This is a genomic window from Halobaculum rarum, from assembly GCF_040025155.1.
GTDB classification, from domain to species: domain Archaea; phylum Halobacteriota; class Halobacteria; order Halobacteriales; family Haloferacaceae; genus Halobaculum; species Halobaculum rarum.
The window spans coordinates 1,223,754-1,242,578 of the sequence record NZ_CP157275.1 but is presented as its reverse complement, the minus strand read 5'-3'; the positions used below and the strand labels follow the sequence as shown (position 1 = coordinate 1,242,578).

At 69.3% G+C, this 18,825-nt stretch carries 19 protein-coding genes and 1 pseudogene; 12 read left to right on the top strand and 8 right to left on the bottom strand.

The window, feature by feature from the left end; all coding sequences use genetic code 11:
• Positions 1-23 precede the first annotated feature (23 nt).
• The 4 genes from alaS to ABJD39_RS06570 all read left to right on the top strand — a co-directional run bounded on the left by alaS (position 24) and on the right by ABJD39_RS06570 (position 4,765).
• On the top strand, positions 24-2,789 hold the full coding sequence (alaS, locus tag ABJD39_RS06585) for an alanine--tRNA ligase (protein WP_348613261.1): 2,766 nt from the start codon (positions 24-26) through the stop codon (positions 2,787-2,789).
• 13 nt (positions 2,790-2,802) lie between these two features.
• On the top strand, positions 2,803-3,090 hold the full coding sequence (locus ABJD39_RS06580) for a hypothetical protein (protein ID WP_348613259.1): 288 nt from the start codon (positions 2,803-2,805) through the stop codon (positions 3,088-3,090).
• 81 nt (positions 3,091-3,171) lie between these two features.
• The gene (locus tag ABJD39_RS06575; RefSeq protein WP_348613257.1) at positions 3,172-4,257 is read left to right on the top strand and encodes an aminopeptidase; all 1,086 of its coding nucleotides are present in this window, start codon (positions 3,172-3,174) and stop codon (positions 4,255-4,257) included.
• 355 nt (positions 4,258-4,612) lie between these two features.
• Complete coding sequence (locus ABJD39_RS06570) at positions 4,613-4,765, top strand: hypothetical protein (RefSeq protein WP_348613255.1); 153 nt, start codon at positions 4,613-4,615, stop codon at positions 4,763-4,765.
• A 66-nt stretch (positions 4,766-4,831) separates the two neighbouring features.
• On the opposite strand, the gene lrp is transcribed toward ABJD39_RS06570, so the two are convergent.
• Positions 4,832-5,290, bottom strand: a complete 459-nt coding sequence (gene lrp / locus ABJD39_RS06565) for an HTH-type transcriptional regulator Lrp (RefSeq protein ID WP_348613253.1) — start codon at positions 5,288-5,290, stop codon at positions 4,832-4,834.
• 125 nt (positions 5,291-5,415) lie between these two features.
• Here lrp and glnA point away from each other — a divergent pair, with 125 nt between their 5' ends.
• Entirely contained in the window at positions 5,416-6,798 is a 1,383-nt protein-coding gene (glnA, locus tag ABJD39_RS06560; protein ID WP_348613251.1) for a type I glutamate--ammonia ligase, read from the top strand.
• Between the two features lie 61 nt (positions 6,799-6,859).
• On the opposite strand, the gene ABJD39_RS06555 is transcribed toward glnA, so the two are convergent.
• From ABJD39_RS06555 to ABJD39_RS06535, 4 genes and pseudogenes are all read right to left on the bottom strand, one after another.
• Positions 6,860-7,888, bottom strand: coding sequence for a phosphatase PAP2 family protein (locus tag ABJD39_RS06555; protein ID WP_348613249.1), 1,029 nt, complete (start codon positions 7,886-7,888; stop codon positions 6,860-6,862).
• A 9-nt stretch (positions 7,889-7,897) separates the two neighbouring features.
• Positions 7,898-9,234: pseudogene (locus ABJD39_RS06545) on the bottom strand (YihY/virulence factor BrkB family protein).
• A gap of 147 nt (positions 9,235-9,381) precedes the next feature.
• Positions 9,382-10,209 carry a YihY/virulence factor BrkB family protein gene (locus ABJD39_RS06540; RefSeq protein WP_348613243.1) on the bottom strand — a complete coding sequence of 276 codons (828 nt, stop codon included), beginning with the start codon at positions 10,207-10,209 and terminating at the stop codon, positions 9,382-9,384.
• 144 nt (positions 10,210-10,353) lie between these two features.
• Positions 10,354-11,469, bottom strand: coding sequence for a tRNA (guanine(26)-N(2))-dimethyltransferase (locus tag ABJD39_RS06535; RefSeq protein ID WP_348613241.1), 1,116 nt, complete (start codon positions 11,467-11,469; stop codon positions 10,354-10,356).
• Positions 11,470-11,782: 313 nt separating this feature from the next.
• On the opposite strand from ABJD39_RS06535, the gene ABJD39_RS06530 reads away from it, so the two are divergent.
• Positions 11,783-12,100 (top strand): hypothetical protein, encoded by a 318-nt coding sequence (locus ABJD39_RS06530; RefSeq protein WP_348613720.1) that lies wholly within the window; start codon positions 11,783-11,785, stop codon positions 12,098-12,100.
• A 169-nt stretch (positions 12,101-12,269) separates the two neighbouring features.
• Here ABJD39_RS06530 and ABJD39_RS06525 read toward each other — a convergent pair whose 3' ends face one another.
• Positions 12,270-12,950 (bottom strand): hypothetical protein, encoded by a 681-nt coding sequence (locus ABJD39_RS06525; protein ID WP_348613240.1) that lies wholly within the window; start codon positions 12,948-12,950, stop codon positions 12,270-12,272.
• 137 nt (positions 12,951-13,087) lie between these two features.
• Here ABJD39_RS06525 and ABJD39_RS06520 point away from each other — a divergent pair, with 137 nt between their 5' ends.
• The 3 genes from ABJD39_RS06520 to ABJD39_RS06510 all read left to right on the top strand — a co-directional run bounded on the left by ABJD39_RS06520 (position 13,088) and on the right by ABJD39_RS06510 (position 14,952).
• Positions 13,088-13,543, top strand: coding sequence for a TRAM domain-containing protein (locus ABJD39_RS06520; RefSeq protein WP_348613238.1), 456 nt, complete (start codon positions 13,088-13,090; stop codon positions 13,541-13,543).
• Between the two features lie 76 nt (positions 13,544-13,619).
• Positions 13,620-14,114 (top strand): Tfx family DNA-binding protein, encoded by a 495-nt coding sequence (locus tag ABJD39_RS06515; protein WP_348613236.1) that lies wholly within the window; start codon positions 13,620-13,622, stop codon positions 14,112-14,114.
• A gap of 55 nt (positions 14,115-14,169) precedes the next feature.
• Positions 14,170-14,952, top strand: coding sequence for an SDR family oxidoreductase (locus ABJD39_RS06510; RefSeq protein WP_348613234.1), 783 nt, complete (start codon positions 14,170-14,172; stop codon positions 14,950-14,952).
• A gap of 74 nt (positions 14,953-15,026) precedes the next feature.
• Here the strand turns inward: ABJD39_RS06510 and ABJD39_RS06505 are convergent, their stop codons facing one another.
• Both ABJD39_RS06505 and ABJD39_RS06500 read right to left on the bottom strand, forming a co-directional pair.
• On the bottom strand, positions 15,027-16,076 hold the full coding sequence (locus tag ABJD39_RS06505; protein ID WP_348613232.1) for a mannose-1-phosphate guanylyltransferase: 1,050 nt from the start codon (positions 16,074-16,076) through the stop codon (positions 15,027-15,029).
• A 210-nt stretch (positions 16,077-16,286) separates the two neighbouring features.
• A complete protein-coding gene (locus ABJD39_RS06500) occupies positions 16,287-16,580 on the bottom strand; it encodes a DUF7091 family protein (RefSeq protein ID WP_348613719.1) in 294 nt (97 codons plus the stop codon).
• 182 nt (positions 16,581-16,762) lie between these two features.
• Between ABJD39_RS06500 and ABJD39_RS06495 the strand changes: the two genes are divergently transcribed.
• The 3 genes from ABJD39_RS06495 (at position 16,763) to ABJD39_RS06485 (ending at position 18,811) form a co-directional block, all read left to right on the top strand.
• Positions 16,763-17,701, top strand: a complete 939-nt coding sequence (locus ABJD39_RS06495) for a replication factor A (protein WP_348613230.1) — start codon at positions 16,763-16,765, stop codon at positions 17,699-17,701.
• A complete protein-coding gene (locus ABJD39_RS06490; protein ID WP_348613228.1) occupies positions 17,701-18,300 on the top strand; it encodes an RPA family protein in 600 nt (199 codons plus the stop codon). The genes ABJD39_RS06495 and ABJD39_RS06490 overlap by 1 nt, the downstream gene beginning before the upstream one ends.
• Before the next feature lie 97 nt (positions 18,301-18,397).
• The gene (locus ABJD39_RS06485) at positions 18,398-18,811 is read left to right on the top strand and encodes a ribbon-helix-helix protein, CopG family (RefSeq protein WP_222917277.1); all 414 of its coding nucleotides are present in this window, start codon (positions 18,398-18,400) and stop codon (positions 18,809-18,811) included.
• Positions 18,812-18,825 lie beyond the last annotated feature (14 nt).

The following is an 18,825-nucleotide window of genomic DNA, read 5'->3' as shown; positions in this document are numbered from 1 at the left end:
CGGCGACGGGGCACAACGTGGTAATGAGCGACCTTACCGCGGAGTATCGCCTCGACTACTTCGAGGAGGAGGGGTTCTCCCGAGGGGAGTGTTCCTCCTGCGGGGACCACTTCTGGACCCGCGACGACGAGCGGGAGCTGTGCGGCGAGCCGCCCTGCGAGGACTACTCGTTTATCGGCGACCCCGGATTCGACGAGCCGTACACGCTCGAGGAGATGCGCGAGGCGTTCCTCTCGTACTTCGAGGCACACGACCACGAGCGGATCGAGCCGTACCCGGTCGCGGCGAACCGCTGGCGCGACGACGTGCTGTTGACACAGGCGTCCATCTACGACTTCCAGCCGCTGGTCACCTCCGGGGAGACGCCGCCGCCGGCGAACCCCCTCACGATCAGCCAGCCGTGCATCCGGATGCAGGACATCGACAACGTGGGCAAGACCGGCCGCCACACGATGGCGTTCGAGATGATGGCCCACCACGCGTTCAACGCGAAAGAGGAGGTCGGCGACAAGTACGCCTACTCCGGGGAGGTCTACTGGAAGGACGAGACCGTCCGCCTGTGCGACGGCCTGTTCGAGGAAATGGGCGCCGACCTCTCGGAGATCACCTACATCGAGGACCCGTGGGTCGGCGGCGGCAACGCCGGTCCCGCCATCGAGGTCATCTACAAGGGCGCCGAGCTGGCGACGCTCGTCTTCATGTCGCTGGAGCAGGACCCCGAGGGCGACTACGAGCTGAAGGACGGCAACACCTACTCCGAGATGGACACGTACATCGTGGACACGGGGTACGGGCTCGAGCGGTGGACCTGGATGAGCCAGGGCACCCCGACCGTCTACGAGGCCATCTATCCGGACACGATCGCGTTCCTGAAGGACAACGCCGGGATCGACCTCACGGACGAGGAGGAAGAGCTGGTGCGCCGCGCCTCCACGCTGGCGGGCCACCTCGACATCGACGAGGCGGAGGACATCGAGGCCGCCCGCGACAACATCGCGGACAAGCTCGACGTCGACACCGCCGAGCTGACGGCCCTGCTCGAACCGCTGGAGGACATCTACGCCATCGCCGACCACTGCCGGACGCTCGCGTACATGTTCGGCGACGAGATCGTCCCGTCGAACGTCGGGACGGGCTACCTCGCGCGGATGGTGCTCCGACGGACGAAGCGCCTCGTCGACGAGGTCGGCGTCGACGCCCCGCTCGACGAACTGGTCGACATGCAGGCCGACCGCCTCGGCTACGAGAACCGCGACACGATCCGCGACATGGTGCGCACCGAGGTCGAGAAGTACCGTGAGACGCTCGAACGCGGCGGACGCAAGGTCGAAGCGCTGGCGGACGAGTACGCGGGCACCGGCGAGGCGATCCCGGTCGAGGAGCTGATCGAGCTGTACGACTCCCACGGCATCCAGCCGGACATGGTCGAGGAGATCGCCGCCGAGCGCGGCGCGACCGTCGAGGTGCCCGACGACTTCTACGGGCTCGTCGCCTCCCGACACGACTCCGCGCAGGCGTTCGACCCCGAGGCCGACGCCGACGAACGGCTCGATGACCTCCCGGTGACGGAGCGCCTCTACTACGACGACCAGGAGCGCACGGAATTCGAGGCGGTCGTGCTCGACGTGTTCGAGCGCGAGGACGGCTACGACGTGGTGCTCGACCAGACGATGTTCTACCCCGAGGGCGGGGGCCAGCCCGGCGACCGCGGGACGCTCTCCACCGACGACACCACCGTCGAGGTCGAGGACGTCCAGATCCGCGGCGACGTGGTGCTCCACCGCACTGACGCCGATCCGGGGAAGGGCGAGTTCGTGACCGGGCAGGTCGACGGGGAGCGTCGCCGGCGGCTGATGCGCCACCACACCGCGACCCACATCGTCGGCTACGCCGCCCGGCAGGTGCTCGGCGAGCACGTCCGCCAGGCGGGCGCCCAGAAGGGGCTCAACTCCTCGCGGCTCGACGTGACGCACTACGATCGCGTGACGCGCGAGCAGGTCAAGGCGATGGAGCAGGTCGCCAACGACATCGTGTGCCGGAACCTCCCGGTGAAACAGGAGTGGCCCGACCGCCACGAGGCGGAGTCCGAGCACGGCTTCGACCTCTACCAGGGCGGGATCCCGCCGGGCGAGCAGATCCGACTCATCCGCGTCGGCGACGACGTGCAGGCGTGCGGTGGGACCCACGTCTCCCGGACGGGCGACATCGGCGCGATCAAGCTGCTGAAGACCGAACCCGTGCAGGACGGCGTCGAACGGCTGGTGTTCGCCGCCGGCGAAGCCGCGCTGGATGCGACCCACCGCACCGAGGACGCGCTGTACGACGCCGCGGACGTGCTCTCGATCGACCCACAGGAGGTTCCCGAGACCGCCGAGCGCTTCTTCACCGAGTGGAAGGAGCGCGGGAAGACGATCGACCGCCTGAAGGAGGAGCTGGCGGAGCTTCGCGCCGCCGCGGGCGGCGAGGAGGTCGAGGTCGGCGACGCCGTCGCGGTCGTCCAGCGGATGGACGCCGACAGCGACGAACTCCGGGCGGCGGCCAACGCCCACGTCGAGGACGGCCGCATCGCCGTGCTCGGCTCCGGCGGCGGCGCGGCGACGTTCGTCGTCGGCGTCCCCGACGGCGTCGGCGTCAACGCCGGCGAGGTCGTGGGCGAGCTCGCCGGCCGCGTCGGCGGCGGGGGCGGCGGCCCGCCGGACTTCGCGCAGGGAGGTGGCCCGAACGTCGACGCGCTCGACGACGCGCTCGACGCGGCCGAGGATATCCTCCGGCAGAAGCTGGAGGCGTGAGTCCCCGCCTCCGATGTCGCTGATCGACGCGCTCCCGTACCCGCTGTCGGCCGCGGCGGTGCGGGGCCTCACCGACTCCGACCGGATCGTCGAGGCCCACCACGAGGTGATCGCCCAGCGCTCCGGGACCGAGGTCGTTCCCGCCCTCCTGATCACGACCGAGGCGAAGTCGTTCGCCGTCGTCGAGGACCGTGAGGCCGAGCGCTATCGTGTGCTGGCGTCGGGCGACCGCGACGACCGCGAGTCGGTGTACGCCGAGCTTCGCGAGTGGGCGACCGAGCAGGGGTACGGCGGGCCGTAGCCGGCACGCCCGGTTCGGGTCCCGACCCCTTCGCCGGCCCGCGACCGAAACCCCTACTCCGCCGGACGGCAAGCGCGTGACATGGACCCGCGCATCCGCGAACACGCCGAGATCATCGTCGACCACTCCATCGAACTCGAGGAGGGCGACGACCTCGTCATCCAGCTCCCCGCCGAGGCCGAGGACCTGGCCGTCGCGCTCCACGAGTACGCCGGCGACATCGGCGCGAACCCCGTCTACCTGAACAACTCCCAGCGCGCCGCCCGCGCGTACCTCCGCGCCCGCGAGGACGACTTCGAGCTACCCGAGCACGAGCTGGCCCTCTACGAGGAAGCTGACGCGTTCGTCATCGCCCGCAGCGGCGGCAACGTCTCCGAGAAAGTCGACGTGGACCCGGAGACGACCGCCGACTACAACCGAGCGCGGCGGCCCGTCCAGAAGGAGCGGCTCTCGAAGACGTGGTGTCTCACGCAGTTCCCGACGAGCGGGCACGCCCAGCTCGCGGGCATGAGCAGCGAGGAGTACGAGAACTTCGTCTACGACGCGGTCAGCCTCGACTGGGGGGCGCAAGCGGAGTTCCAACGGCAGATGGTCGAGTTGATCGACGACGCGGAGGAAGTCCGCATCAAATCCGGCGAGGAGACCGATCTCACGATGTCGGTCGCGGGCAACACCGCGCTCAACGACGACGGGAAGGCGAACCTCCCCGGCGGCGAGGTGTTCACCGCGCCGGTCAAGGACAGCGTGAACGGCGAGGTGTACTTCGACCTGCCGCTGTACCGCCAGGGTCGCGAGATCGAGGGCGTCCGGCTCACCTTCGAGGACGGCCGCGTCGAGGAGTTCTCCGCCGAGCGCAACGAGGACGTCTTGGAGGGCGTGTTCAACACCGACGAGAACGCCCGCTACCTCGGCGAACTCGGGATCGGGATGAACCGCGCGATCGACCGGTTCACGTACAACATGCTGTTCGACGAGAAGATGGGCGACACCGTTCACATGGCCGTCGGTTCGGCGTACCCCGAGACGGTCGGCGAGGGCAACGAGGTCAACGAGTCCGCCGAGCACGTCGACATGATCGTCGACATGAGCGAGGACTCCGTGATCGAGTTGGACGGCGAGGTCGTCCAGCGGGACGGGACGTTCACGTTCGAGGAGCGCGAGGTCTGAACGAGCGGTAGCGAGTGAGGACCTCGGAGAGCGAACGGCGACCAGCGGGAGCCGTGAGCAGCGAGGCGTGAGGGAGCGGTAGCGACTGAACGCCTCGCGAGGAACGCGAGGAGGAGTGAGCGCGTAGCGCGAAAGAGCCCTCGAACCGGCCTGACGCTCCAGTCGAAGTCATGGGGACTGTTCGGGATCCATCAGTCGGTTACTGTGAGAACAACTCACAGCCGGTGTCGATTTTGTCGTCTCAAACGCCGCAAAACACGGGTATCGACAACGTTCACGGAAGTGCGTGTACTAATAGATTTCTCTCTGTAGTCCGGTGCCGGGATTTATGCGTGTGTGACCGTGTCACTCGGACGTGCCCAAGGTGAACTGTCCCGACTGCGGCCGTCAGATCGGAATGCACGAACTCGAGGCGAAGACGACGGCCCAGTCCGGTGGCTTCTCGACCCGGTACCGCTGTCCGTTCTGTCAGACGGACATGGAAGACGTGACCGAGTTCATGGTCTGAACTCGGCGTTCGATCGGCTCGACCGTTCTCACCTGTTTGCGTCCGCGGCCCGCCGCGAGCGACGGCTCACTCCCTGACGTCGAGGTCGAACTGCGCGTTCTCGACGACGCTGTTGAGCACGACCGAGGTGTTCGTCTCGCGGATGTCCTGGTCGGCGAGCAGGCCCTTGATCCCCTCGTTCATCTCGTCGGTGTCGTGGAACTTGCCGATCGCGATAACGTCGTAGTCGCCGGTCACCTCGTAGACGGAGACCATCTGTTTTTGATCGCGCAGGCGGTCGACGATGTCCGGCAGCGCGCTCCCCTCCACTTTCAGCTGGACGATCGCCGTCACGTCGTAGCCGAGCCGGTCGTAGTTCACCCGCGGGGTGTACCCCTCGATCACGCCCTCGTCTTCGAGATCGCGGAGGTGGTTCGAGACGGTCGTCACCGACACGTCGAGATCCTCACCCAGCGAGCGGAGACTGGCGCGACCGTTTCCTAAGAGGGCGTTGACGAGCTTGGCATCGAGATTTTCGTACGTCATTACACTCGTCGACGGGTGCCTCCCTTTAGAATTTGACGGATGTCCACTACGAGCGAGCGGAAGGGGAAATTGCACTGACCGTCAACTCCTATATACCGGGAGTGTATGAAGGCAAACGTCACAACATGACGGACGGAAACACCAAGCCGGACGGCGGGCTCAGCGCCGTCGAACAGGACGTCATCGACGAGATCGACGAGAAAGGGATCGACTTCCTCCGCCTCCAGTTCACGGACATCCTGGGGACGGTGAAGAACGTCTCCGTTCCGGCGACGCAGGTCGAGAAGGCGTTCACCGAGGGCATCTACTTCGACGGGTCCTCGATCGACGGCTTCGTACGGATCCAGGAGTCGGACATGCGTCTCAAGCCCGACCCCGAGACGTTCGCGGTGCTCCCGTGGCGGACCCGCGACGGCGGCAACGGCGGCGGCGCCGCCCGCCTCATCTGCGACGTGATCAACACCTCGACGGGCGAGCCGTTCGAGGGCGACCCCCGTCGCGTCCTGAAGGACGCGCTGAAGCGCGCCGAGGAGATGGGGTACGAAGTCAACGCCGCCCCCGAGCCGGAGTTCTTCCTGTTCGAGGAGGACGAGGACGGTCGCGCGACGACGAAGACCAACGACGCCGGCGGCTACTTCGACCTCGCGCCGAAGGACCTCGCGAGCGACGTGCGCCGCGACATCATCTACGGCCTCGAGGACATGGGCTTCGAGATCGAGGCGTCCCACCACGAGGTCGCCGAGGGCCAACACGAGATCAACTTCGAGTACGACGACGCCCTCACCACCGCCGACAACGTCGGCACCTTCCGCACCGTCGTGCGCGCCATCGCCGCCCAGCACGACCTCCACGCGACGTTCATGCCCAAGCCGATCCCGAAGATCAACGGCTCGGGGATGCACACCCACATCTCACTGTTCACCGAGGACGGCGAGAACGCCTTCCACGACGGCGACGACGAGTTCGACCTCTCGGAGACGGCCAAGCAGTTCACCGCCGGTATTCTGGAGCACGCGCCCGCGATTGCGGCCGTTACGAACCCGACGGTGAACAGCTACAAGCGGCTCGTCCCCGGCTACGAGGCGCCCGTCTACGTCGCGTGGTCCGACCGCAACCGCTCGGCGCTCATCCGCAAGCCGGCCGCGCGCGTGCCGGCCGCCTCCCGCATCGAGGCGCGCTTCCCCGACCCCTCGTGTAACCCGTACCTCGCGTTCGCGGCGCTCATCCACGCAGGCCTCGACGGCATCGAGGACGAACTGGAGTGCGACGACCCCGTCCGCGAGAACATCTACGAGTTCGACGAGCAGAAGCGCGAGGAGTACGGCATCACCACGCTCCCGTCGAACCTCGGCGAGGCCGTCGCCGAGCTCGAGGAGGACGAGGTCGTGCAGGACGCGCTCGGCGAGCACGTCACCGAGAAGTTCATCGAGGCGAAGTCGGCCGAGTACGACGAGTTCCGCGTCGACGTCTCCCAGTGGGAGCTCGATCGCTACCTCGAGACGTTCTGAGGCTTCGCCGGTCGGTCATCGGTCGCTCGTTTTTTCTCTGCTGATCGACGCTTGCGGCCGCTTACTCGGACCGGTCCGGTCCGACTCCGTCGGGTTCGGCCTCGGTGATGAGGTCATCGACGGACTCCGCGTCCCCGTTGTCGGCTCGTGACGCCCGAACCCGGGCAACGATCGTCGGCCACGCGATCACGAGCGCGACGCCCGCGAACGACAGGGGAACGGCCGCCAGCAGACGGAACGGGGTAGTGTCGGGGACGACCCCGAACACGTACGGGAGCCCGATCGAGGCGACGGCGTACGCCGAGCCGAACACGACGGCGATAACCGCCACTCCCACGATCGTACCGACGACACCGACGGTCGTCGGGTCCGTACCGCGAACCCGCCAGACGGCGTATCCGCCGAGCCCGCCGCCGACGACGATCCCCGCCTCGAGGACCTCGCCGCCGTGGCCGCCAGCCGCGGCGAGGATCAGCGCCGCCACGCCGAGTACGGCCGACAGGAAGAACGCCCGGTCCGGGTTCGGCCGGAATCCCTTCCGGGCGACTCGGTGGAACAGCCACAGCCCCGCGAGTCCGACGGCGATGCCGACGACGACGTCGGCGAGGTAGTGGACGCCGAGCGCGACCCGCGTGAGCGCGATGACGCCGATCAGGACCGCGGCGACGCGGCGACGGGTTCGCCGTGTTCCCACGTCGAGGAACGTCGCGAGCGCGCCGTACACCATCGTCGCGCCGATCGCGTGGCCGGAGGGGAAGCCGAACCCGTCGCCGGTGGCGGTGTTGACGTAGACGCCGTGGAGCAGTTCAGGGAGCCACAGTGGGACGGTCGCCTCCCCGGCGCCCGGCGGCCGCGGGAACGCGAACAAGCTCTTGAAGCCGACGGTCACCGCGAGCGCGCCGAGGCCGACGGCGACGACGGTCGCGCCGACGCGTCGGGGGTTGGCGGCCAGCCGATCGTCGGCGAGCCAGTACAGAAGCGCAAGGCCGAGATAGAGGAACCACGCGTCGCCCAGCTGCGTGAGGAGAGCAGCGATCACGACCAGCCAGTCGGGTAGCGCGGCCGCGCCGGCGGTGATAGTGCGGAACATCCGCCCACCTCACCGCCGGTCCCGGACGGCGTCGACCGCGCGTCCGGGCACCTCCACGAGGTTCAGCCCGACGCCGACGAGGACGAACAGCGTGTACAGCCCGAGCGTCGAGAGGAACAACACGAGCATCGCGGCGATCGCGACCCACCCCTCCAGGAAGTAGAACGCGCCGAGCGTCATCACGGTGCCGTACAGCAACACGAGGTACGGTCCCCACCCGCGAGCGTGGCCGCGGCGCATCCGCCGGCGGACGTACCGCTTCAGCTCGGCCTCCAGCGCCGGCTTCTCTACGGTCCGGTCGTCGATCGCGTCGAGGTCCGCGCGGAGCTCGGCGACGCGCTCGTCCAACTCCCCGATGTCCGGCGCCGGACGGCCGTCGTCCTCCTCGCCGTCGACTTCCGTTTCGGCGCTCGAGGTCTCGCCGCTCATTCGTCACTCCGCACGCGTGTCTGTCCCTTTATCCTGCCGGTCTCTCTCGTCGACACGGCCGGGTCGTCACCGCCACTGCCCCGGCTCCCCCGGCTGTCGGCACCGAGTACGACGTTGACGACGGCGCCGACGAGCACGAGTGTCGCGCCGAAGTAGAGGAACGTCACGAACAGCAGCACGGCGCCGAGCACGCCGTATACGGTTCCCTCGCCGCCACCGCCCCCCCCGGCGAACTCGACGTACACCTGAAACGCCACCCGGAGGACGGTCCAGCCGACGCCCGCGAAGACGGCGCCGGGGAGCACGTCGCGGAGGGTCACGTCCGTGTCGGGGAACACGTAGTACATCGGGAGAAACGCGGCCGAGAGGAGCGCCGGCAGCGCGAGGGCGTTCGCGACGACGGTCACAGCGACGACGTCGACGACGGCGACGACCGCCCCGAGCAGGATCATCGCACCGAGGCTCCCGCCGACGCTCGCGGCGACCACCAGCGAGTCGCGAAGTTGGTCCACGAGCCCGTCGTCGCCCTCGACCTCGTACACCTGCGAGAAGGCGATGTCGAGGCCGCGAAACACCTTCAACGCCCCCCACAGCGTCAGCGGGAGACTGATGAGCGTCACCGACCCCTGTCCGGGACCGTCGACGAGCGCGGTGACGAGTAGTTCCTGCCCGCTGGCGGTGAGGACGTTCGCGCTCGCGTCGACGACCACGGCCGCGAGCTGCTGTCCCCCGATGGTCACCGCGATGACCAACGCTAGGACCGCCGCCGGCAACAGCGAGACGAACGCGTAGTACGCCACGCCCGCCGCCAGGAACGTGACGTTCTCCTCGCTCGTCCGGGTGGCGATCTCGCGGGCGAACGACAGTGCCCGCCGGAGCGCTCCCGTCGCCCCAGCCGATTCGGATTCAGCCTGCACGTCACGGTGTTCACGCGACCGCGAGAAAAGCGCACGGTTCGTGTTGACATGATGAGAACTGCGCAGGCGGGAGGGTCGGCGGATCGGCGGATCAGCGGTCCGTTCTCGCTCGACTCGACGGGATCGTAGCACGACACACCGATCAACTCAGACGTGCCCGGCCAACACGGCGTTCGTCGCTGCGCCGACGAGCACGAGCAGGTTCGCCACGTATAACCACGCGACGAGCACGATGAGCCCCCCGAGGACGCCGTAGATCCCGACGTCGCTGCCGGCGGAGGCGTACGCGCCGAGCACGGCTCCCGTGACCGTCCATCCGACCGCGGCGACGAGCGTCCCCGGGATCACCTCCGTGCGCGACACCGGCGTCGCCGGCAGCGAGTAGAACAGCGGGAACAGCGCCACGGTCGACAGCAGCAACACCGCGACGGGGACGCCCCCGCGCGCTATCGACTCGTTGGTGTACAGCGACAGGGTCCCCGCCGCGAGCAGCACCGCGAGAACGCCGAGCCCGCCGACGCCGATCGCGAACGCCGTGTCGTGGACGCGCGAACGGATGCCCCGCTTCTCGACCCCGTAGACGGCGGCGAAGGCGCGATCGAACCCCCGAAACAGCTGCACGACCGAGAAGCACGCCAACGTTCCCGCGACGACGACGATCCCACGTCGCTCCGACACGTCGGCGAGCGAGGCCCGGAGGAACGCTCGCCCTCGGGGCGTCAGCAACTCTCCCCCCGCGGTGACGGCTCCGGGGGCGACGACCCCTTCCCCGGTCCGGGTGAGGAACGCGACGATCAGCACCGCGACCGGAAGGGTCGCGACGCCGCTGTAGTACGCGAGGCTCCCCGCCACGAACGTGGCGTCCGCGGCGCGGAGGGCACGGACGACGGCGCCCGCGACCGCTATCGGACCGTCGGCGTCGGCCTGTGATCCCCCGTCGCCGGACGGCCCGGGATCACGAGCGTCGTTCGACATACCGGCCGCGTTGGCGGCCGAAGTCAAAGAGGGCGACGGTGAGGGTCACGATGATCGCCGTCGGACCCTCGGACAGCGTTGTGGTGGCCCGCACGCGATGGTTGAGGTGCGGTAACTAACGCGCGGTAACTGACGCTCGGCGGCTCACGCGAGGTCGGCGGTCGCCTCACGCATCTCGGCGACCGTGGCGTCGCTTTTGAACGCCGTCCCGGAGTAGTGGGCGTGGGAGGCGTCGAAGCCGGCCTCCCGAAGGACGTCGACGAACTCGTCCATGCCGACCGCCGGACGGCCCCACTGCTTGCACAGGCGGTGCTGGTCGTAGTGCGTCGGCGTGTCCAACTCCCCGGCGACCGTCGGGAGCAGCTTCCGCGCGCGCTTCGCCTCGCCCATGTCGTCGGTCACCTCGGCGTCGACCCGCTCGGTGAACTCGGCGTCGGCGATCGGTCCCAGCCAGATCGGCCCCGCGGTGAGGATCCTGTTCGACCCGCAGTGCGGACACTCGTCGGGTACGTCCGGTAGTCGGCCGAACTCGTGATCGCGTTCGAGGCAGTCCTCGCAGTGGTGGACGAACCCCAGCGAGCCGAGGGTCGCCGTCGCGTCGGTCGCGTTGGCCTCCAACTCGAGATAGGTTCGCGCGTAGTGCCGGGAGACGTGCGAGCAGATCGGGACCGCGGCTTTGTCCCGGCTGGCGGCCCGGCGAACCAGCGCGCCGATCAGCACGCGAAGCCCCATCTCGGGGTGGTACTCGGTGTTTCGGGGGACCGTGTCGTAGCGGCGGACACCCGACTCGAAGTGGGCGCCGCACAGCGGCGCGGTGTCGGTCGCGGTGACACACAGGAGGTTCCGCGTGCCGGCGACGGCGGCGTCGACGAACGGCATCGGCGAGCCGTACGGGTCGATATCGACCACGTCGAAGAAGCCCTCGTGCAGGAGCGCGTTCGCGTCGCGGTGGACTGCCTCCCCGCCGTAGGGCGCGAGGTTCCGCTTCGCGAGTGTGACGGCGTCGTCGTCCATGTCGGCGGCGGTCGCGTCCCATCCCTCGGCGGCCGCACGGGTGGCGCGGACGCCCGAGGCGGCCATCGCATCGAGGTATGTCTGCGCGCGCGACTCGCGGTCCGCGTAGGCTCGCAACACGGCGACGGTGATGTCGCGGTTCAGTTCCATCTCGGGGTTGTAGAACACCTCGTCGGCGCGGCCCTCGCTCGCGCCGTCGCGCGCACCCTCGATCTCGACGGTGACGCCGCCCTCCGTGACCTCCATCGTTGGCGGACGTGCGCCGCCCGCGGGGTTAACTGGCGTGGAATCGGCGCGAGCCCCGAGCCGACGGCGACTCCGCCCGCCCGCTTCTGCCGGGTCCGAAGCGTTTTGCCGCGGCCACGCGAACCGACGCGACGTGACCCGAGGCGACGGCGACGCCGACCCGGACGCGGCACCCGAGGCCGCCGCCACCGACGAGGGACCCGCCACGACCGGCGGGGACCCTGCCGCCGACGAGGAACCCGCCGCAGCGGACGCGACCGATCTCGACCCGGGCGAACTCGCTGACCTCGCGGCGGACGACTGGCGCGCGGCGCTGGCGGCCGCCGGCGAGCTTCGTCCCCCCGTCGTCGCCGAGATAATCACCCTCCACGGCGACCGCGGTCGCCGGGCGATCGAAGCCGTCGCGGAGGGCCGAGTGAAACGGTACCGGGACTTCACCGTCGTCGTTGGCTATCGAGACGAGCACATCGTCGAGGACGGCGGCTGTGACTGCCGGGACGCCACCTACAACCTCGACACCTCCGACCCGAGCGAGCGCTGCTGGCACGCGCTCGCCGTCGACATCGCCGACCGTGTCGACCGCGTCGACCGCCACGACATGTGGTACTCCGAGGTCGCCGAATTTCTCTAATCGAACCGCGGCGCAGCGAGGCCAGCCGAACGTTCATATCCGATCACGCGGCCAGTGCCCCCGATGCGCTCACGCCGGGCAACCGGTATGCCGTGAGCGGGGCCGCCTGTCAGTTCCCGTCGACAGCGACGCGACTGCGCGCACCACTCGAACGACGCCGAGCAGTTCGTCACTCGAACGACGCCGTTTCGACCGTGAGCCCGTAGTACACCGCCGGAGCGAGCGCCAGTGCCACCGCCGAAAGGACCGCCGCGGGGGACACCGAACCGGCGAACAGCGCGGCGAACAGGACGGCGACGCCGAGGACGACGCCGCCGGCGACGGCGCCGAGTCGGGCGGTCGGCGTCGCGGTGAACCCGGCGGCTCGGGCGGCGATCGCGCCCGTGATCCACAGCACCAGCGCCGCCGCCGCGCCGAACGGCGTCTCGACGTAGAACCCGGCCAGCAGCAGCGCCGCACCGCTGACGGCGCCGGCGAGCAAGAGCACTCGGCCGGGGGGGAGCGCACGGGCCGGTGTGTACATGACTGCATACGTCCACGCCGGCGCGGCGACGAGCAGCCCGAGGAAGGTGCCGCGCAGCGTCGCGTCGGCGACTCCGACGGTCGCTGCCGCGTCGGCGACGAGTACGGCACCGGCTATCGTGCCGGCGACCGCCACGGCCCGCGGCGGCAGCACGCCCGTCGGGTCGTCGTCGTGATAGATCGCGTACACCGCGAACGGGTACAGGAGACCCACTCCGGTGAGCAGCGACCGGGACAGGTCGCCCGTCGCCCACAGCGCGAACGCGCCGATGGGGGCGGCGAGGAGCACCCCGGTCAACAGCGCGAGCTCTGGAGCGCGGCGGTTCACGGTCGCGGTACGGGCGGAGCGAGCAAAAGCTCCTCGTCGCCGTTTCTCCGCCGGATCGCCGTCCGCTCGCCGGTCCTCGCGTGCGGTCGACTCGTTCAGACGGAAGCGTTTAGACGATGCCGGAGGTATTCTCCCGCATGGCGGACTGTCCACTTGCGGATGACTGCCCCCGGTTCTCCGAACGGATCCAGGGCATGGGCTGTCAGCACTACGGCGACCGCGGCGGCGCCGAGTGGTGCAACGACTACAACATGCCGATCTCGGATCTGAAGCAGCAGCCGGTAAAACCCGGCGAGGAGGTCGTCGTCGAGGTCGACGACATCCACGAGAGCGGGGCGGGCGTCGGGCGCACCGACGACGGCTTCATCGTCATGGTCGACGGGCTGCTCCCCCCCGCGCGGGCGGTCGTCCGCATCGACCGAGTGAAGCAGAACCACGCGAAGGCGAATCGCGTCGTCGAGCGGCTTCCGGACGAGCCGGAGGACGGCGAAGACGCCGCCGACGGCGAGCACGAGAACGCAGAGATCGACGAGGAGACCGAAGCGAAGCGAGGCGAACGGCTCGGATCGCGCGACAACTTCTGGGGATCGTAGCGTCGACTCGCCCCGGAAGGTCGCGGCTGGACAGTCCGTGCTATCCTTTTTGTGTGCCGGGGTTCGAGGCCTTCGTATGACTACCGAGGGGAGCGTCGACGCGGTCGACGTCGCCGAACTGCTCGACCGCGCCGGCTTCGACGCCGAGCACAGCGTCCTCACCCGTCGGCAGGCGGAGGTACTCGCGCTGCGCGAGCGCAACGTCAGGCAGGCCGACATCGCCGACCTGCTGGGGACGTCGCGCGCGAACGTGTCGAGCGTCGAGTCGTCAGCCCGCGACAACGTCGAGAAGGCACGCGAGACGGTCGCGTTCGCGGAGGCGCTGTCGGCGCCCGTCCGGATCGAGATCGCCGCGGGAACCGACCTCTACGACGTGCCCGACCGCGTGTACGACGCCTGTGACGAGGCCGACGTGAAGGTCAACCACACCGCGCCCGATCTGATGAAGCTCGTGAGCGACGACGCCGGCGACGCGGTCCAGGGCCGAGAGGTCGTCGCGCCGATCCTCGTCGGTATCACCGGCGGTGGAACCGTCCGGGTCCGACGCTCGGAGCAGCCGAACACCGAGTAACCGCACGTCCTGCCGCCTCTGGCGGCTTTTTGATGCAACGGTCGAAATCGAGGGTATGGACCTACGACTCGACGGAAACACGGCGCTGGTGACGGCCAGTTCGAGCGGCCTCGGCTTCGCTTCGGCGGCGTCGCTGGCGGCCGAAGGCGCGAACGTGGTGATCTGCGGGCGAACGCCCGATCGCCTCGACGAGGCCGAGGCGGCGCTGGCGGAGGAACCGGGCGAGGTGCTCGCGGTCGAGGCCGACGTGACCGACCGCGACGACGTGGCCGCGCTGGTGGAGGCGACCGTCGGCGAGTTCGGCGGCCTCGACCACGTCGTCACGAGCGCGGGCGGGGTCCCGCCGGGCACCTTCGACGAGATGACCGACGAGCAGTGGCGCGGCGCCTTCGACACGCTCGTGATGAGTGCCGTCTGGACGCTCCGGGAGGCGCGCCCGCACCTCACCGACAGCGACGCGGGAACGGTCACGTGTATCACCTCGACTTCGGTTCGGGAGGCCATCGACGGACTGGTGCTTTCGAACGCCGTCCGCCGGACGGTGATCGGGCTCGTGAAGACCGTCTCGCGGGAGTGGGCGCCCGACGTGCGCGCGAACGCGGTGCTCCCGGGCGCACACGAGACGGCCCGCATCGAGGAACTCGTCGAGGACGCGCTCGACCGTGGCGAGTACGACAGCTACGAGGAGGGGGTCGCCGACTGGGCCAGCGACATCCCGCTGGACCGCATCGGCGACCCGCGCGAGCTGGGCGACGTGGTCGCGTTCCTCTCCTCCGAGCGCGCGTCGTTCGTCAACGGCGCGGCCCTCCCCGTCGACGGCGGTCGCCTGCGGTCGTAAGTCGTCGCCGTCGCGGTCGTCGCTGCCGTCGCGGTCGTCGTTGCCGTCCCGATGACTCGGGGTCGCGCCCGCGCTCAGAACCGCCCCGCGTCCTTCAGCCGATCGACCGCGTCGCGGACGCGCTGGGCCTGCTCCTTCGGGACGACGAGCACGCGGTCGTCGTAGGCGACGACGCACAGTCCCTCCACGCCGACCAGCGAGACGTGCGCGTCGTCCGCGGCGACGACGTTGTCCCCGGCGTCGACCGCCAGCGCCTCGGCGCCGCCCGCGACGACGTTCCCGTCGGCGTCCGCGTCGAGCACGCGGTCGAGCGCGTCCCACGCCCCGAGGTCGTCCCACGCGAAGTCCGCCGGCACGACCGCCGCGCGCTCGGCCCGCTCCATCACCGCGTAATCGATGCTGACGGGATCGACCGCCGCGAAGCCGGCTTCCGGATCCGGGTCGTCGCCGTCGAGCGCGTCCACGAGCGGCCCGAGCGGCGTGTCCCGTGCCTCGCTGAACAGCGCCGCGGGCGTCCACGCGAAGATGCCGGCGTTCCAGTAGTAGCCCGAGGCGACGTACTCCGCGGCGGTGTCGGCGTCGGGCTTCTCGTGGAACGCGGCGAGGTCGAGGTAGTCGGCTGCGGTGCCGTCGCTGCTGCGTTCCTCGCCGGGTTCGATGTAGCCGTACCCCGTGGCGGCCCGGGTCGGCTCGACGCCGAAGGCGACCAACCGGCCGCTATCGGCGGCGACGCGGGCCCCTCGCGCCATCGTCGCCTCGAAGGCGTCGCCGTCGGGGACGTGGTGGTCCGCGGGGAGGACGACCACGACCGGGTCGCCGTCGACGGCCTCGCGTGCGCGGTGAGTCGCGTACAGTATCGCGGGGCCGGTGTCCTTGCCCGCCGGCTCGACGACGACCTCGGCGTCCCGGGCGTGTTCGGGCACTTCGTCGGCGAATTCCGGGCGGGTGGCGACCAGCGTCGCGTCCGCGAAGCCCGTGCGGGCGGCGGTTCTGGCGAGGAGGCTCCGGTCGTCGTCTGCGTCACCCAGCGCGAGGAACTGCTTCGGTCGGTCGCTCCTGGAGGCGGGGTACAGCCGGGAGCCGGTACCGCCGGCGAGGATCACGGCGACGACGGGTCGATCCATTGTCGTCGTGTGGGTGGGGGTGCTGATAAGGACGGTGGGGACCGAGCCGATCCTACGCTGTCGTCCATCCCGCCTCGCTCACGGCTCACTCCGTTCGCCGTTCGCATCCGCGGTCTCGCTCCGCTCGACCGCGCTCATTCCGTGGGCGGCGCGCCCGCAAGCGCGCCGCCGTTCGTCGAGGCCTCGTTCGCTTCGCTCACTCGGCCTCGCCTACCACGTCTGCACACGCCCCTCCCGCACGTCCTCGGCGCACCCCTCACAGTCCGGGTGGTCCGACTCGAAACACGCCGGCTCTCCGTCGGCGTTCACGGCGACGTGGCGCTTCTCGGCGTGGCGGCGACAGACGATGCGAGCGCGGTCCTCCCCGTCCGTCGGGAGGTCGAAGTCGCCGGCGTGGTTCTCACCCCACTCGCGGCCCTCCTGGTAGGCGCGCTTGCTGCGCGCGTACTCGCGGCCGGCCTTGCGCGCCTGCTGTTGGAGGACGCGCCGGAGCCTGTCGCCCAGTCCCATGTCCACCCGTGGGAGCGCCCCGACTATCAGTCCGTTGCCCACGCGCGAACAGTCGCGGCGGCGGCTCCACGCTGTCCCCGATCTCCACTTTCACCCCGGTCACGGAATACTAAATAGGATCCCGAACCAACCACCGTACGCCTCCCACTGAACACATACCCGGAGGCAGGAAAACCATGGCAGACCTGCAAACCCACGCGGAAGAGATACACGAGCAGTTTTCAGACCACTTGGACCTCACCGTCGGGGAGATCGAGGAGCGCCTCGCCTCGCTGGTGAACGAGTACAGCGTCCCCGTCGACGAGGCACGCCGGAGCGTCGTCAACTCCTACCTCGACGAGGCGGGGCTGGAGCGAGACGAGATCGGCTCCGGCGGCGCAGAACAGGCGCTCGTCGGCGATATCGACCAGGACGAGCAGTGGGTCGACCTTCGCGTGACGGTGGCCGACCTGTGGGACCCCAACCACGACTCCATCGCGCAGGTGGGCCTGCTCGGCGACGAGTCCGGCACGATCAAGTTCGTCTCCTTCTCCACGAGCGAACTGGAGGAACTCGAGGAGGGCAAAAGCTACGCGCTCTCGAACGTCGTCACCGACGAGTATCAGGGCAACTACTCGGTGAAACTCAACCGGACGACCACGATCACCGAACTCGACGAGGAGATCGAGGTCGGCGACGACAGCGACGAGGTCGAGGGCGCGCTGGTGGACATCCAGTCCGGCTCGGGCCTCATCAAGCGCTGTCCCGAGGACGACTGCACGCGCGTGCTCCAGAACGGGCGCTGCAGCGAACACGGCCAGGCCGACGGCGAGTTCGACCTCCGCATCAAGGCGGTGCTGGACGACGGCGACGCCGTCCAGGAGGTCATCTTCAACGAGGAGGCGACCGCCGAGTTGACCGGTATCGGCCTCGACGAGGCCAAGGAGATGGCCCAGGACGCCCTGGACACGACCGTCGTGGGCGAGGAGATGTCCGACCGCATCGTCGGCCGCTACTACCGCGTGCGCGGCCCGACGCTGGGCCGGTACGTGCTCGCCGACGACTTCGAGGAACTGTCCGGCACCGACGACACCGTCGATGCCGAGTCGCTGCTGATCCGCGCGAGGTCCCTGTAATGAGCCAATCCGTTCCATCCCGAGAGGTCGCACGCCGCGTCTTCGCGGCCGAGTACAACGACGCCAGCTACACGTTCAAGGAGTCCGACGACGAGCGGGCGCCGCTGTACCTGCTGCTCCCGACGGGCGAGCGCGCCAACCGCGTGTTCATCGTCGGAACTCTCACCGAGAAGGAGGACGTCGGCGAGGACAGCGAGTACTGGCGCGGGCGCATCGTCGACCCAACGGGGACGTTCTTCACCTACGCCGGGCAGTACCAGCCCGAGGCCGCCAGCGCTCTCCGGGAACTGGAGCCACCCGCGTACGTCGCCGTCGTCGGCAAGCCCCGCACCTACGAGACGGACGACGGCAACGTGAACGTCTCCGTGCGTCCCGAGTCGATCACGACCGTCGACGCCGCCACGCGCGACCGCTGGGTCGCCGAGACGGCTGCGCGGACGCTCGACCGGATCGAGGCGTTCGACGACGAGGGCAACGAGTACGCGCGGATGGCCCGCGAGCAGTACGACCTGCCCGTCGAGGAGTACCGCGACGCCGCCGTCGCGGCGCTGCAGTCGCTCGACGACGCCGACGAACTCGAGGACGAAGCGCCCGCGTAAGCCGGTAGCCGGTTCCTTCGTTTTTCGCGCTTAACCGGAGAGCGGCGTGTGAGCGTCTGACGAACCGTTAAGTGGCGACGCGAACGAGCATTCGGCAATGGGGAGCAAGAACAAGACGGTCTCGTTCCGCGTCAACGAGGACGCCTTCGAGGCGCTGCGCGAGATCGCCGACGAGCGCGACCTCTCGCTGTCGGCGGTGTTCCGCGACTACGTCGACACTCTCGTCGCCCACGACGGGCAGGTGGAGGTCGTCCCGGAGAACCGCGTCGAGGAGACCGACGCCGACGGCGAGTCGTTCCCGCCGACCGTCGAGGTGCCCAAGAGCTTCGTGCGCGAACACGAGCGGCTGGAGTTGGAGGCCGAGCACCTCCGCGAGCAACTGGACGAGTACAAGGCGTTCGTCACGTACCTGCAGGACAGACTCGAGGAGGCCGACGACGGCGAGGAGGTCGTGTTCCTCGAGGAACTCGACGGCGACCGCGACGACGACGAGCCGTACCAACTCGGATAAGCGCGCGTCGGTCG